This window comes from Ascidiimonas meishanensis, assembly GCF_037782385.1.
Lineage (GTDB): Bacteria > Bacteroidota > Bacteroidia > Flavobacteriales > Flavobacteriaceae > Ascidiimonas > Ascidiimonas meishanensis.
Genome location: NZ_JBBEXD010000001.1, coordinates 715204 through 729947 on the forward strand (window position 1 = coordinate 715204; position 14744 = coordinate 729947).

A 14744-nucleotide genomic window follows, 5' to 3' on the forward strand; every position below is an offset into this window, starting at 1 on the left:
AACCATTCATTTTCATTAACTTTTATTTTTTGTATACAGTGCTAAATTTAAAAAAATATGAATGCCGAGAGTAAACAAGCGTTAGAAAATAAGAGCACATTGGTGCCTAATGAGGCTTCCCAAAGGCAAAGGCAACACCAAAATAAAGCTGTTTCTCCATTTATAGATCATAGACGGCAAGCCATTACCCAAAGAAATATACAGGAAATTGCGAATGATAGTTCTCAAATAAAACAATTAAAAGGACTTCAAAACATAGCTAATAACTATGCTCAAACTCAAAACAACCAACAAGCCATTCAATTAAAACCCGCTACGGCAGTGGGGAGTACACATATAGTTCCTATGAATGGCAAATCACTCATGCGTGCAGAAAAAGGAGAATTTATCACTTCGGGAACCCCTCTTGATGTGGATCCTAATACGAGAGTAATTTCCAGGAGAGGGCCTAATCAGGAACTGGTTAAAGATTACGATACCAGAGGTGAACATATGTACCGTTGGTATAAAATAGATGAATATAACGGTAACAATATTGCTGCTAACAATGAATATATTAGAGAGCATACATTTAAGTTCAATGAAAACAACAGCGAGCCAGAAAAAGCACATAAGAACCTAGATGCAAACCCAGATAAGCGGTCTCGACAAAGTCATGTTGCCATACGATATGATGTTTGGTTCAATAGCAATCGCGCTATTGATAGAACAGCACACATGGTGATGGAAGATTATAGTGCGCATCATCGCAAAGAGAACCCCATGTATGAATATACTTGGGGAGAAAATAAGGAGATACCAAGAGATAGTCCAATAGCAGAACCTACTCCCATGGGGGGTGATATTGAAGAAAGTAAGATTCATAAAGATAGCATAGAAATGTCTGGAGGACTGCCCAATGCTATGCATAAAGAATTACTTAGAAAACAAGAAAGCCATAAGGATAAAGAAGAAAGTATGAAGGGGCAAAAGCGATATGAAAGCTCAAAAACTAAAGGGAAATTCTTTATGAATCCACCCAAAAGTAATCCTGACGCTCAACCCATTCCGCGATTCAACAAGGTGAAATCAGTAGAAATATTAGTCACCATGGAAGAATACAATATGTTAAAGGGTATGTATGAACTGCGAAGAAAAGGTGGTTTTTATTGTCTTTATAGAGAAGCAAGAACGGTTCATGGGTATGAATTGGCAACAAGATGCCTATCCTTTCTTGAAGATATTGCAATTAAACGTAAACAATTGGGTTTAAAACCCGGTCATGGTGCGGACGTTCTAAAAAAGTTTGCAGAATTAAACAAGGTAACCAATGCGCATCAAGGAGAAAAAGATGTTTAATAGCAGACCTCATTAAAGCATTAATGTACCAATCGTACCACCGTCTGTTCTTAAACCAAGCTCCCTTTAATGCACCCGGTGTGAGCTAAAACGCAGCTGCCCGGTAACACATAATTGTAACTCTTCATAGGCTAAATCCTAATAAAATCAACATCATTTAGTGGTTATTATTCTCAACTATTTTATTTTACAAACAAATAAACCTAACCCCCCTTCTAAAAAAGGGACTATTAAAGAGCAAAGTGCTCATTTCTCAGAGACACTCCCCCTATTTCGATAGAAATATCTGCTCATTTTAAAAAAAATTAAAAATTAATGTAACATTTTTAATTCATGTGCGACAAATAAAGTAGACAATGCCAAAAGAGTAGTTTCGGCTGAATAGAAAGACCCACTTACAGTTATCTTATTCGAAATATTCACAAGTATTGACTTCCAAAATTTTTACATTAAATACCAAAGATTAGAGCTGTTTTTCTTTTAATCTTTTCTTGATCGCGTAAATATTATTTGCAATTGTATTGATTTATAAGCTCGCAGCACTGTAAACTGCAAGCAGGAAAACTTGTGTTTAAATGGCAAATTATGGATCTATATAAACAACATTGAATACTAATAATTTTTATTAACTCTTAACTTAAAAACAGATATATATGGAAAACGAAACCGTTCAAATTGAAAATCAAACCATACAAACAGAACAAAAAAGCGACAAAAGCTTTCTCGTAATGATTTTATTATGCTTCTTTCTTGGAACCTTAGGAATACACCGATTTTATGTTGGCAAAATTGGTACTGGCATATTTATGCTCATCACCCTTGGAGGACTTGGAGTCTGGACCTTCATTGACTTGATCTATATAATAACGGGTTCTTTTAAAGACAAAAATGGCCTTAAAATAAAGAATTAGTAGTACCATAACAAAATCCCAAATACTAAAATATACATGATCAATCACGAATGCAGGAAAAACAAAATTTAATACAAATACTTTTATTAATCCTTTAACTTAAAAACAGATACATATGGAAAATCACACCGTTCAAATTGAAAATCAAACCATGCAAACAGAAGAAAAAAGCGACAAAAACTTTGTCGTGATGATTCTATTATGCTTATTTCTTGGAACATTAGGAGTACATCGGTTTTACGTGGGTAAAATTGGTACTGGCATATTTATGATCATCACCCTTGGAGGACTTGGAGTCTGGACCTTGATTGACTTGATCTATATAATAACGGGCTCTTTTAAAGACAAAAATGGCCTTAAAATAAAAAGTTAACCATATGTAAGTAAGCATAAGGGGAGTTGCTGAACCTCCCTTTATGTTATAAACTTCTTCCATGCTAACAGAACTAATAAGCAACTAGGTTTTTACAATACTGGGGAAATTTTAACCATTTAAAGAGCTTTAAATAGACTCTAATGGAAATTTCAAATTCAAAATAGTTGGATATGTTTCCGTCCAAGTTAATAGTTACAGGGATGTTCCCCACCAGCATCGTCTTGATTTTATTTTTTATTAACTAATAATCTAACCTCTTCACATACTTGCAAAAGACTCATATACTTGTATATGTATTTAAACTATTTCAAGCTGAGTTTATTGTTTGATACATCATTTAAGGAGCTACTAAAAACCTATCAAAAATAGCTTCTTCTACAATATCCAAAACCATTTTTTTTACCGATTGAAGTTCAGCATCTGTATTAATTTCAAACAGTGTTAAAAATTCTTCGATCACTTCTATTACCGTTACCGGATACTCAAACAAATCTAAAATGATATATTGATATTCTGAGAGTGACTTTTCATGTATATACGTTTTTCTTTTTGTATCGTATTGAGAAGTTACTTTTAATACTGCATAGTTAACAGAAGTATCTTTATTCATATTCTCTGTTGGATCAAACAAATCCATAAATAATTCAAACTCATCTACTATCCATTTCCATTTGGTTTTTACAAGTAAAAGATTCTTATTTAGTATTAATTCCGTATTTAATAAATGGGCTTCATCTAGCGTAAGAAATACATCTCTTTGCGCTACTTGCACGAGGTCTTCCATTTCTAATAAAGCAAGACTCTTCATAGATTTTTGAAGTTTGATTTTTTTGTACTCCAAACGCAAAATATCCTTGAGTAGATTTGCACCGTGCATGTTAGCCTTTTTTAGAAGTGCTTTTGTGAAAAAGTAAAAAGATTTTAAAGGATTTGTCTTTTTATATAAATCCTCATTGTAATTAACACTAAATTCTTTAACAAGGTCTAGATTTAAGTTCTCAGCAATTTTTAAAGTAATAAAATACGGTACTCTTAAATGACTTCTTAAAACAGTAGCATACGCTATCACTGCCGGTTCTTTTAATGGTAAAACTTCTTGAAATAAAGGAGGAAAAACAATAGTATCACTGTTGTTTAATTGATGTATTAATTTTGTCTCAGATTTGGACAGAAGATGAGAATCCATATGTAATACCAAATTAATTTTTTTAAGTGCCTTTTTAAAACTTTTAAGGTATTTTTCATTATTTGTACACTCAAAAGCTTTTAAGCGCGTAAAAGCAATTCCAATAGCTCCGTTTTTAAAGCCAATATTGTCTCCTGGATTCGACAAATAATCGTACTCTTTATTTAGATATTTTTCTTTACGTATATGATGTTCTTTTAACGATGTGATTTTTTTTCTGTAATCGGGATAATTCTTGGTTTCTGCATTCCATAATGTATCCTCATAAGAAATTAATTTATCTGCTATGATGTATAAAACAGGACTCTTAAAAAAAGTACCCAATTGCATAAAAACCAGAGCCATTCCAGAATTTCCTTCATATAATTCACAAAGAGGTGCTATAGCATGTTCTCCCGAAATGTATATGAGGCTCTCTTTTTGGTATGGAAATAAAGATGCTATAAAAGAATCCATCAAATTTTTTATATAAGAAAGCATCCATCCTTCTTTTAGATACGGAAAGGTATAAAGAAGTATTAACAGAAAGCCCGATTTACCATTTTCAAAACAATGATTTTTAACACCAGATCCCATAAAATTATGGGCTTCTTTTTGGTTCACAAATAAAGATAGAAAAGTAATATACTTCTTCTCTTCTGTTAGTAAATAAGACTGAATTAATATGTTAACTACTATTATTTTTTCTTCTATAGAAGTTTTCTGTTCGCTTAAAGATACCATGAAATCTAGTTGCTTTTGAAACTTTGCTGATTTCAATAGCTCTAAATTTTTCAGGAGCAAGTCATCAAGAATCCCGATTAATTGTTTAGGTAGGTTTTTCTTTAAAAAAGAATTTCCTAAATCATTATTTTGAGTGCTTTTTATCATTATAATACTGAAAATTCAATCAATGAAGGTAGTTAAATTTTAAAGAGTAAAGTCTAAAAATAAAAGTAGTGAAAAGCTATTTACTTATATAAGTTATACGAATATAAAAAAAAGACATACGAATACCGTCAAATAAAGTACAGTTACAAGTTTGACGTAACTTCTTAGTTTTCAGTTATATTATAACGTAACTTTAAGGAGACAATAAATTCATTAAATCTTTAAATTATGAAGAAAAAAAAGTTGAACGCAAAACTTACACTTAACAAGAGAAATGTAAGTGAATTAACCGATGCTTTAAATAACAATGTAAAAGGGGGAGGTACCTGGCAGTCTTGTGTGCCTTATTGTAATACATATTATTCATGTGGTTGCAACCCAAATACCAATTATTGGGATTGTACCCAGCAAGTGCAGTGTACAAACTAATTTAACAATGTAGTCAATTCAAAAACAACGCCATGTGTGAAGGAATTTTCACACATGGCGTTGTTTAATTTCGTATATTGTAGGTAATTTATTCAAAAACACTTTTTTCAGTTACACCATAATGTAACATTCAAAAGGAGTATATAATTAATTTAAATCTTTAAATCATGAAGAAAAAAAAATTAAATTCAAAACTTACGCTTAACAAAAGAAATGTAAGTGAATTAACAGATGCTTTAAATAACAATGTAAAAGGGGGAGGTACTTTTCAGTCTTGTGTACCGTATTGTCAAACATATTATTCATGTGGTTGTAACCAAAATACTAATTTTTGGGATTGTACCCAGCAAGTGCAGTGTACAAACTAATATAGTAATGTAGTGAATTAAAAAATAACAGCTTATTTGAAAGAATTTTCATATAAGCTGTTGTTTAATTTCGTATCTTGTAAGTAGTGTTTTTAAAAATACTTTTTTCAGCTACTCAATAACGTAGCTTTCAAAGGAATATATAATTAATTTAAATCTTTAAGTTATGAAGAAAAAAAAGTTAAATGCAAAACTTACACTTAATAAGAGAAATGTAAGTGAATTGAACGAGTCTTTAAAAGATACTGTAAAAGGTGGAGGACCAACGGATTCTTGTGTACCTTATTGCCAAACGTATTATTCGTGTAAATGTACACAACCAACTTATTATTGGGCTTGTAGCAACGGTTGTTAAGCAATCTTAAACATTCATTTAAAGGCTTATTATCTAAACTTGGGTGATAGGCTTTTCTATTTAAAACCCCACAAAACCTTTTCTATTTTATAATAATATGCTGGAAACTCAGCTCTTAATATGTTTTCTAGTTCAAAACAATAGGAGTTTAATTTCTTACGCATGTCTATGACATGCGTATATTTTTTAGGAGCATACTTATTTTTAAAATCAGATAATTGCTTATAATCAACCGTAAAATCTGGAAAGAAATAGTTGATTTCTAATTGATTTTTCCTTGCCATACAAGAAAACAAATACTGTTCATACATAATAGCAAACCTAGATCCAAATACGTTATCATTTTCTAAACATTTTATATTATTATCAATGAAATCAAATGCTTTCTTTACGTATTCCTGAAAAAAATCAATATTGTTTCCACCAAAAATACCTGCATTACTAGCGTCAATTTTACCGTGTTTTTTATAATCCTGTGTAATAACTTCCGGAATATAATGGTGATATTTAATTAAATCATCATAAGCATCCTGATAGTGTGCCAAATCAATTTCTCTGTGTTGTGCTACTAAAGAAGCAGCTTCTATAGATGCTCCAAGCTTTTCCCAAATAAAAACATCCCCATCCACATGTAAAAAAGGCTCCTCCTGAATTCGGTATGCATGCAATTTACCAATCGCCCAGAGTTTTTCGTGATAGTTGTTTAGAATGTCTAACTCAACCTTGACACTGGTATATGGTAATTCTAAGGTATTAATAAGTAATTCATAACCTGCCTTATCAGTTACTAATTCAATGTTACCATATATTTCTTTGAATTTTAAACAACTTAGTGCCCAACTAAAATAATAGTATTTTTTATGAAGCCAGCCTCCATTACTTTTATGAATACTATTTTCATTTAACAAACTTGGTTTAGACCAATAGCTATGAACAATTTTCATGGTCTATAAATTAGTATAGTTATTGTTTAAAGTTGATAAAAATTTACCTCTTCGCCTTTTTGCTATCGGTAATTCTTGTTCATTTGAAAGTATCACCAAAGAGTTTTCTACTCTTTTTACATAGCGGAGATTTATGATAATAGAAGCATGAATTCTAAAAAAAGAATCGTCGGGTAATTTAAGCTGAGATAAATTTTTACTGAGTATAAAATGATCTCCATTGAGAAAGTTAATTACACAATAACTACCCTCAGCTTTTACATATAAGATTTGGTCTAGACTTCTAATAACAACCCCTTTGGGCGTCTTAATTAGTACTTTTTCATGTGAAGGGGCCATAAGTATTTAATTGATAATGTAAATTTCATTCGTTTCTTTTAACAAGCTATTTTTAAATGCTAAATATCGTACGATTACGGTGAAATAATTAGTCATAAAAACCCATTCATTTATTTAAAATAAAATGAATTTGATTTAAGAAAATTAGTTTTTGATTACAAAAAAAACGGAGCATTTAGTAAATTAAAGTGTTGTATACAGTTTTTTAACTAAACAATCCGCTAGTGAATTCTTACTTTAAAAGTACCAAAATTTTCTGTTATATAAATGACTTTTTTTGAGGAATTTGTCTCGATCTTTTAAAAAAAACACCTTATAAACACAATGGTGAAAGAAAAATCTTATTTTAAAAAACTAATTTATGACGAAAATTTAAAGTTGCTAAAACGACAGGATTTAAGCGGCATTGAATTGGACAAAATAAATTAAGATTTAAAATAGAATCTTTAGCCTTATAAAAAGTATAATAATCAAAAAATACCTCTCCCCCGCTTCTAAAACTTTCGTTAAACTTAGACATTATTTACCTAGAATTAAAGACCTTTAAAAATATCCATTAAATTAAATTAAATTAAACTAACCTAACAAAGTGTTTATGAAATTTATAGTGACCAGCTTCTTTCTTTTTCTCCTCTCCCTACCCTGCTGTATTGCGCAACAAATGAATTTTGAAGACTACAATCCGCCAGCGACCTTAAAAGTACCTGGAAAAGAAATTAAACGTGCCAAGTTCCCGTTTATAGATGTACACAATCACCAGTTTCGTATGCCCACTCAAGACCTCAGCATATTGGTAGAAGACATGAATCAGTTAAATATGGGAGTGATGGTAAACCTTTCTGGCCGTGGACGTGGTTCTGAGGAACACCTCAAAGGTGCACTTAAAAATGTACACACCCACTACCCCAAACGTTTTATTGTTTTTACCAATATTGATTTAAATGGCATAGATGAAGCTAATTGGACGCAACGCACCGTACAACAACTAGAAAATGATGTTAAAATGGGTGCTAACGGACTCAAAATTTATAAGAGTCAGGGAATGGACAATAAAGACAGTCAAGGCAATCGCATTAAAATCAATGATAAAAGACTAGACGCAGTCTGGGCAAAATGTGGCGAATTAGGAATCCCTGTGCTTATTCATGCTGCAGATCCTAAATCCTTTTGGGAACCACACAATCAAAATAACGAACGCTGGTTAGAACTTAAGCTCAAACCCCGCCGTAAACGAGAAAACAATATTACGGGTTCTTGGGAAACTATTATTGGCGAGCAGCATGCTATTTTTAGAAAGCATCCCGGTACTAAATTTATCAACGCACATCTAGGTTGGTATGCCAATGATCTGGCTGCCTTGGCAAAGCTTATGGACGAACTCCCTAATATGTATGCCGAAATTGGCGCTGTAATTGCTGAGTTAGGGCGGCAGCCTCGCTTTGCAAAACAGTTTCTCACTAAATATCAAGACAGAGTGATGTTTGGCAAAGACTCTTGGAATCCAGAAGAATACTACACTTATTTTAGAGTCTTAGAATCTACTGATGAGTATTTTCCATACTATAAACGCTACCACGCTTTTTGGAGAATGTACGGCTTAGGTTTAGATGACCAAGTATTGCGTAAACTCTACTATAAGAATGCTTTAAAAGTGATTCCCAACATAGACAAAAACCTTTTTCCCGCAGATTGAATTAGTTTTTAAAAAAATAAAAGGATAAAGTAATTAAATTACGTGTGGATTAGATGCCACAAAATCAGTAAGTCTAACTAGTTATCCTAATCTACTATCATTTGAAGTTTTATTCTTCTTAATAAAAGAAGTAAATACCTAATTAAAAGTAAATAGTATATTATTTTTAGTTAATTTTAAAGGGTAACTTTTTGGCAGAAAAGCTTACAATCATTTATAATAGTAAGTTCTCATGATGATAGCCGTAAAGTACTTTTTAAAACGCAGCCATAAACTATCTCCTACAAAATTTGCGCTTTATACGTGTTTATGGGTCTTCTTCACGGGCTGCGCCTCCCTAAATAATAACACAAAAACAGCCGTATCTTCTTTAAATACAGAAGTGATACTCATCAAAAATGTGACTGTGGTTGATGTTATAAACAAAAATTTCTTAGCCAATCAGAATATCTTAATAAGAGACGGAAAAATAGCATCTATTAGTAAAGCGTATCCTAAGCCGGGTGTTACCCCTCAAGTAATTAATGGTGAAGACCTTATTGCAATGCCGGGCTTTGTAAATACCCACACACATCTTTGGCAACATTTAACCAGAAGCCTTCAGGCTACTGCAATACTACAAGACTGGGTTAAAGTTATTTACCCGTATGCCCACTATATCAGAAATGATCGGCTCGAAAGAATAACCTACATTGCTGCAAGACAAGCACAACTATCGGGAATTACTACGGTTTCAGATTTTGCTTCGGTTAATTTCCAATACGGTTCATTAGAGGCTACTTTTAAAGGGTTAAGTAAAGCAAATATGGGTGGCTTTGTTACATGGTGGCATCCGGCTGTCTTTTTACCCCCTGATTTACGAAAATTACATTTTGAACAAACTGTTAATAAAGCGAAAGAATATGGTTTGGGTTTATCTATGGGATTTGGCCCTCTTTCATTCATGCCACTACCTGCTGTTTATGATGGTATTCAGCTCGGTTTGGAAAACTCGGTTTTACTCTCTGAACACACTATGGAAAACTTAACAGAGACTCGTGATTTTCAAAAAGCAATTACCAATTATGTCACGGAATACAAAGACCATCTAAAACAGAACGACCTAGAAGTTCTTCGTGCCGTTATAAATACACCGGTACTAGATAGTTCTAACCTAGTGGTAAGAGCTAAGCGTAATCTTGCCATTGCTAATAATAAACCAGCCAGTGAGGGTGTGAAGGTTCCGTCAATGTATCCGCTATTGTACCATCTTGAAGCGCTGAATAAATTTTTAGCTATCCACAGTGTTTGGTTAAATGAGGAAGATCTAAAGATTATGAATCAAACCAAAGCCAGCGTATCTCATAATCCTGAGTCTAATATGTACTTAGCATCGGGTGCCGCACCCCTTCTTGATTATAAAAGGGCAGAAATACCCATAACTATGGGTACAGATGGAGCTGCAAGCAATGATAGAATTGATATGTTTACTGCCATGCGCAGTGCAGCTAATCTTTTAAAAGTAAGTAGGCTTAATGCCAAACAAACAGCTGCTATTGATTCTTGGGCTATTTTGCAGGCGGCAACCATTAATGGAGCAAGGGCTTTAGGTTTAGACAGACAAACAGGTTCCTTATCTGTAGGTAAGGAGGCAGACATTATATTATTATCTAAAAAGCGCCTTTCGGCTTCTCCGTTTTCTTCCCTAAATAATGCAGCTATCTTAGTAAATAGCGCAAGTACAAGAGATGTTCATACGGTACTATCTAATGGCCATGTGGTGGTAGAAAATTTTTCTTTGAAACCAGCCGAAGAAGCAAGTCTGTCTCAAGAATTAAATCAACTTTTTAATACTATAAATACACTAAAAGAAACGGGTATTACTAGGAGTTACCCCTATATTATCAGTAGTAATCCTATTATAGCCTATTTTTCGGTTAGAAAAAAGGATGCCATTGATCTTTCCTTTAATAATGGTTCTTCTGCCGAATCTAGATTTATTCGCATCATGATGTCCGCTCAACCTTTTGGAGGTGCTACTGCGGTTACATTAGCTCCAGAAACCCTTAACAGGTTTCCGCTAAACAATGATTTTGCTGCTTTCGATAAAAAATTTCTCTTAAAACCAAATGAGAAAATAACCATTTTGAAATCAAAAGGGAACTATGATTATATCATCAAAACTCCCCAAGGTGATTATCACTATACAGGAAAAAGCGGACAGATTTCTATAACTACATCCTCTCAGAATTAATAAACCTTTTAACCATCCCAATTGCACCTCAAAAATATTTAAGTGAGGTTTAAATGCTGCTTTGTGCATAACAGCTTTTACATATTAGCGTACTATCCAGTGCAATGCAAACAAAGCCTGTCAACAAATAGCTTGCCATCTATAGGTGGAGGTATTTAATCTTTTTTGTAAACTATAATCTATAGTTACCTGTACGAGGTTTGCCTGTATGAAAATCATTTTTGATTTTTAATGAATCCCATATAGTTACTGCTTCTTTTCATTCACTGCTTTAATTAAAAGCAAAATCTAGTATCTTTCTTCTTGAAACAGCATAAACCAAGGTTTTAAAATCATAACAAGGATATATGAAGAACTGGTTACAGGAAGTTACATTAACAGGAAATGGCGGTTTTCTTTATTTCACATCGCTTGCATTCTTTAAAAAATCTGGCAGATAGAATCTATGTATTAGAAGATGGACATATTAAAGCCAATGGTAACCATCTAGAACTTATGAAATCTGAAAATTTCTACAGTGATTTCTGGAAAGAAATTGATCCAGAAAGAGTTTTGCAACTAAAATAGTGAGGGCTTCACAACGGTCGTGGCTATGAGTAGTTGCGTTTTTTGTGTTCCTTTAATTTCGTTTGTTTCAGACTATACTGAAAGTGAGAAATTCTCCTCTTATTAACCGACTTAAGCAATTGTTTATAGCCATTGTGCCTGTTGCACAACTATTGTTTAAAGATAGGAAAAATCGTATTTTTAGTTATGCAAGGCAAGACTTGTGCTGAGTTTATCGAAGTAACCATAGGCATAAGGCAAGCAAATAAATGCATGCAGCTATCTGCAATCGCTTATAACCCTTCGGTAAACTCAGGGCAGGCCTCAAGAAGTATCTGAAGTTCACACAAAATAAGGTGAAAAGCAGGGCGAAAGGCCTCCACTTTGTTCAAATCATGAAATCATGGCTTCAAAACTGTTTTTCCGCCTATTTAAAACCTGTTAATTTGACAATCTAAAACAATAAACTAAAATAAAAAAGCCCTTCTGAAGGGCTTGAAATAATTAACTTTATCATCGATTATTGGCTTGTGCAACGGTTACCGTTGTTGTAAACCGTACTTACGCACGATTTTGTCGGCTTTTCTATATCCAATTCGTAATCCAATATACTGAAATTTCGCTAAAATCTCATTCGCAAAAGTTCTTTCATTTGGTCGGAATAAAGTAGGACTTAAATCGGTATTCCATAATTCTTCGACAATTCTGTTTCCTTGTCCGTATCTCTTAAATCTCTTGTAGAAACCCACAAATCCATCTGAAAAGTCGTGGATTGCAATACTATCGAAAGCGTATGACAAATTTCCGATTTGTGAAAGTCGTAAGCCTAAATCAACATCTTCGCCACCTGCTATTGCAATTTGCTCATTAAATCCACCAATTTCATCAAATGCTTTTTTCCAAATTAGCGCGTTAGCTGTTATTAAATATTGCGGAACAAAATCGCCATTGTCATCGTAAGTCTTTAAAGGAATTAAAATTTCTTGGCTCTCATAATATTTTGAGAGCTTGTCATTATCTAAAGATTTTATATTTCCAGCATAAGCCACAGAATTATTATCAGCTTTTAAATAGCCTTTAATAATTGACTTTGTTGGGATACAATCGCTGTCATTAAAAAGCAACCATTTTCCTTTCGCAATTTTTGCGCCTTTATTTCGGGCTGAAGCTGGTCCAACTTTTTTGCACTCAATTAATTCAATCGGTAAGCCGAATTTCATAAATTCAGTTTTCAATTCGATTCTTGGACTTGAATTGTTGTCCACAATTATAATCTCTTTCGGAAAGTCAGTTTTTGAGTGAGTTTTAAAGAACTTGGTTAAATAATTATCAATTCCTTTTTGATTGTCTTTTACAGGAATTACAATTGAAATTTCATTTTTTGTAATTCGTTCAGACGATTTTTTTTCCGTCTTCATTTCATTGTTGAAGAGGACTAATTGACTTATTAATGTCATTCGCAGTGTTTTTTGGGTATGGTTTACGGTCTAGTATAAGAATAGTAGCGGATTTGCACGCACTAACTTTTCGGTTAAACACAGACCTTTTTTATATTTTCTTACTTTGGCTTTAGCGATTAAACCGCTATTATTTTTATACATTGTTGTCTGTAGTGCTTTCTATTCTTTCGTAAATATTTTCGGTGTTTCACTTATTGGTAAAGGACTTGCATCAGCTATTTTTATTAGTGATGAAAAAGCAAATGCTTCTCCTAAAACCAAGGCTTGTTGTTGTTTCAAACTTGTAAGTAAATCAATTTGACTTTTGTCGTCATATTCTATTGTGTTTCTTACAAATTCTAAATCCCTATTGTTGGTTATTTTATGAACTATTAAAGAATTACATTGAGAAATTACTGTATTAGAAACCTCAGACGGTCTTTGGGTCGACACTAATAAGTTAACTCCAAATTTCCGTCCTTCTCGGGCTAATTTTTCGATATAGTAATTATTCATTTGGTCAGTTGATGAAGTAGAAATATATCTGTGAGCTTCTTCTAAAACTAATAAAATATTATCCTTGTTCCTATTTGCAGGATTGGACTTGTAATTAAAAATGCTTTTACTAATCATATATACCAAAAGAGCTAAAATATCATTTGAAACTCTTAACGATAATATTAGAACGCTTTCATTTGGTGAGTTTAGAAAATCTTCAATTGAATTTCCTTCTTTTTTGAATACAGAATCAAATCTTTCATCTGACGAAAAATGTTTAATTCTTTTTACAATATGTTTTAAAAAACCAATCGTGAAATTATCTTTATTTCCTTTGTAATCAAGAGGTACAGCATTTTCAATCTCTACTTGTAATTCCGAAAATTCATAGTAGATTTTTGCATCTGCATTTGTGTGATTTTTTAATTTGAGAACAGCCTCTTTTAAATACGGTATTACATTGGGGGAATCTTCTTTAAGTAACTCTGTTAACTCATAAAAGCTTAAATCTTTATGAGACAATTCTAAATCAGAATAGTCCTTCAAAACGACCCAATCTGGCTTTGCAGAGTCTGGCGAATTAAAGATTTCAGAGTATTCTTCATTTGAATCAATAATTATAGTCTTCAGTTTTTTATTAGAAGTATTTAGTAATCTTCCTTTTTCGAGATATACACCTTGAAGAATTGATGTAACTGTACAAGACTTTCCACTACCTGTATTTCCAAATACTGCACAATGTTTGCCAAAAAGAATATTTGGGTCAGCATTTATACTAACTTGATTATAATATATATCGCTCCCAATCTTTAAGGTCGCTGTATCACTTTTGATTGTTGAATTATAAATTGATTCTAACTGTTTTTCATCAACAGTAAAGACATCAGAATCGAGAGTTGGGAAAAAATCAACACCTCTTTTGAAACTATTATTAATAGGATTAAACGAACCAATAAGTCTAATTTTAGATATAATAAGCTCTGTTTTGGATGAAAATAACGCTTCTCTTTCTTTTGATGGTTCAAGTTGTTCGAATATTATACCAATTGCATTTTGAGCATTGAAAAGTGGTATTGAAATGTAGCTATTTAGCATACCTACAATATGTAGTCCATTACCCGAAGATATTGGTTTTGAGAAAATATCCTTATCGTGAATTATTTCTAAATATCGATTTGTAATTCTATAGACTTGTCCGATTTTGAATGCCATACTCTTT

General features: G+C 32.6%; 14 protein-coding genes. 9 read left to right on the forward strand and 5 right to left on the reverse strand.

The window, feature by feature from the left end; translation table 11 throughout:
* Positions 1-57 precede the first annotated feature (57 nt).
* The 3 genes from WBG07_RS03085 to WBG07_RS03095 all read left to right on the forward strand — a co-directional run bounded on the left by WBG07_RS03085 (position 58) and on the right by WBG07_RS03095 (position 2622).
* Positions 58-1338, forward strand: a complete 1281-nt coding sequence (locus WBG07_RS03085) for a hypothetical protein (RefSeq protein ID WP_340199015.1) — start codon at positions 58-60, stop codon at positions 1336-1338.
* A gap of 653 nt (positions 1339-1991) precedes the next feature.
* Positions 1992-2249 (forward strand): TM2 domain-containing protein, encoded by a 258-nt coding sequence (locus tag WBG07_RS03090; RefSeq protein WP_340199016.1) that lies wholly within the window; start codon positions 1992-1994, stop codon positions 2247-2249.
* A 115-nt stretch (positions 2250-2364) separates the two neighbouring features.
* On the forward strand, positions 2365-2622 hold the full coding sequence (locus tag WBG07_RS03095; RefSeq protein WP_340199017.1) for a TM2 domain-containing protein: 258 nt from the start codon (positions 2365-2367) through the stop codon (positions 2620-2622).
* A 340-nt stretch (positions 2623-2962) separates the two neighbouring features.
* On the opposite strand, the gene WBG07_RS03100 is transcribed toward WBG07_RS03095, so the two are convergent.
* A complete protein-coding gene (locus WBG07_RS03100) occupies positions 2963-4570 on the reverse strand; it encodes a lanthionine synthetase LanC family protein (RefSeq protein WP_340199018.1) in 1608 nt (535 codons plus the stop codon).
* 339 nt (positions 4571-4909) lie between these two features.
* On the opposite strand from WBG07_RS03100, the gene WBG07_RS03105 reads away from it, so the two are divergent.
* From WBG07_RS03105 to WBG07_RS03115, 3 genes are all read left to right on the forward strand, one after another.
* Positions 4910-5110, forward strand: a complete 201-nt coding sequence (locus tag WBG07_RS03105) for a class I lanthipeptide (protein ID WP_340199019.1) — start codon at positions 4910-4912, stop codon at positions 5108-5110.
* Positions 5111-5277: 167 nt separating this feature from the next.
* A complete protein-coding gene (locus WBG07_RS03110; protein ID WP_340199020.1) occupies positions 5278-5478 on the forward strand; it encodes a class I lanthipeptide in 201 nt (66 codons plus the stop codon).
* Between the two features lie 166 nt (positions 5479-5644).
* Positions 5645-5833: a class I lanthipeptide gene (locus WBG07_RS03115; RefSeq protein WP_340199021.1), complete on the forward strand. Its 189-nt coding sequence runs from the start codon at positions 5645-5647 to the stop codon at positions 5831-5833.
* Between the two features lie 56 nt (positions 5834-5889).
* On the opposite strand, the gene WBG07_RS03120 is transcribed toward WBG07_RS03115, so the two are convergent.
* Positions 5890-6777, reverse strand: a complete 888-nt coding sequence (locus WBG07_RS03120; RefSeq protein WP_340199022.1) for a DUF6734 family protein — start codon at positions 6775-6777, stop codon at positions 5890-5892.
* A 3-nt stretch (positions 6778-6780) separates the two neighbouring features.
* On the reverse strand, positions 6781-7116 hold the full coding sequence (locus tag WBG07_RS03125) for a LytR/AlgR family response regulator transcription factor (protein ID WP_340199023.1): 336 nt from the start codon (positions 7114-7116) through the stop codon (positions 6781-6783).
* Positions 7117-7711: 595 nt separating this feature from the next.
* On the opposite strand from WBG07_RS03125, the gene WBG07_RS03130 reads away from it, so the two are divergent.
* From WBG07_RS03130 to WBG07_RS03140, 3 genes are all read left to right on the forward strand, one after another.
* Positions 7712-8809, forward strand: coding sequence for an amidohydrolase family protein (locus tag WBG07_RS03130; protein WP_340199024.1), 1098 nt, complete (start codon positions 7712-7714; stop codon positions 8807-8809).
* A 232-nt stretch (positions 8810-9041) separates the two neighbouring features.
* Positions 9042-11042 carry an amidohydrolase family protein gene (locus tag WBG07_RS03135; RefSeq protein WP_340199025.1) on the forward strand — a complete coding sequence of 667 codons (2001 nt, stop codon included), beginning with the start codon at positions 9042-9044 and terminating at the stop codon, positions 11040-11042.
* A gap of 384 nt (positions 11043-11426) precedes the next feature.
* The gene (locus WBG07_RS03140; protein WP_340199026.1) at positions 11427-11609 is read left to right on the forward strand and encodes a hypothetical protein; all 183 of its coding nucleotides are present in this window, start codon (positions 11427-11429) and stop codon (positions 11607-11609) included.
* Between the two features lie 518 nt (positions 11610-12127).
* Here the strand turns inward: WBG07_RS03140 and WBG07_RS03145 are convergent.
* Both WBG07_RS03145 and WBG07_RS03150 read right to left on the reverse strand, forming a co-directional pair.
* Positions 12128-13045: a glycosyltransferase gene (locus tag WBG07_RS03145; protein WP_340199027.1), complete on the reverse strand. Its 918-nt coding sequence runs from the start codon at positions 13043-13045 to the stop codon at positions 12128-12130.
* A 162-nt stretch (positions 13046-13207) separates the two neighbouring features.
* Positions 13208-14737 carry an ATP-binding protein gene (locus WBG07_RS03150; RefSeq protein WP_340199028.1) on the reverse strand — a complete coding sequence of 510 codons (1530 nt, stop codon included), beginning with the start codon at positions 14735-14737 and terminating at the stop codon, positions 13208-13210.
* Between the last annotated feature and the right edge of the window lie 7 nt (positions 14738-14744).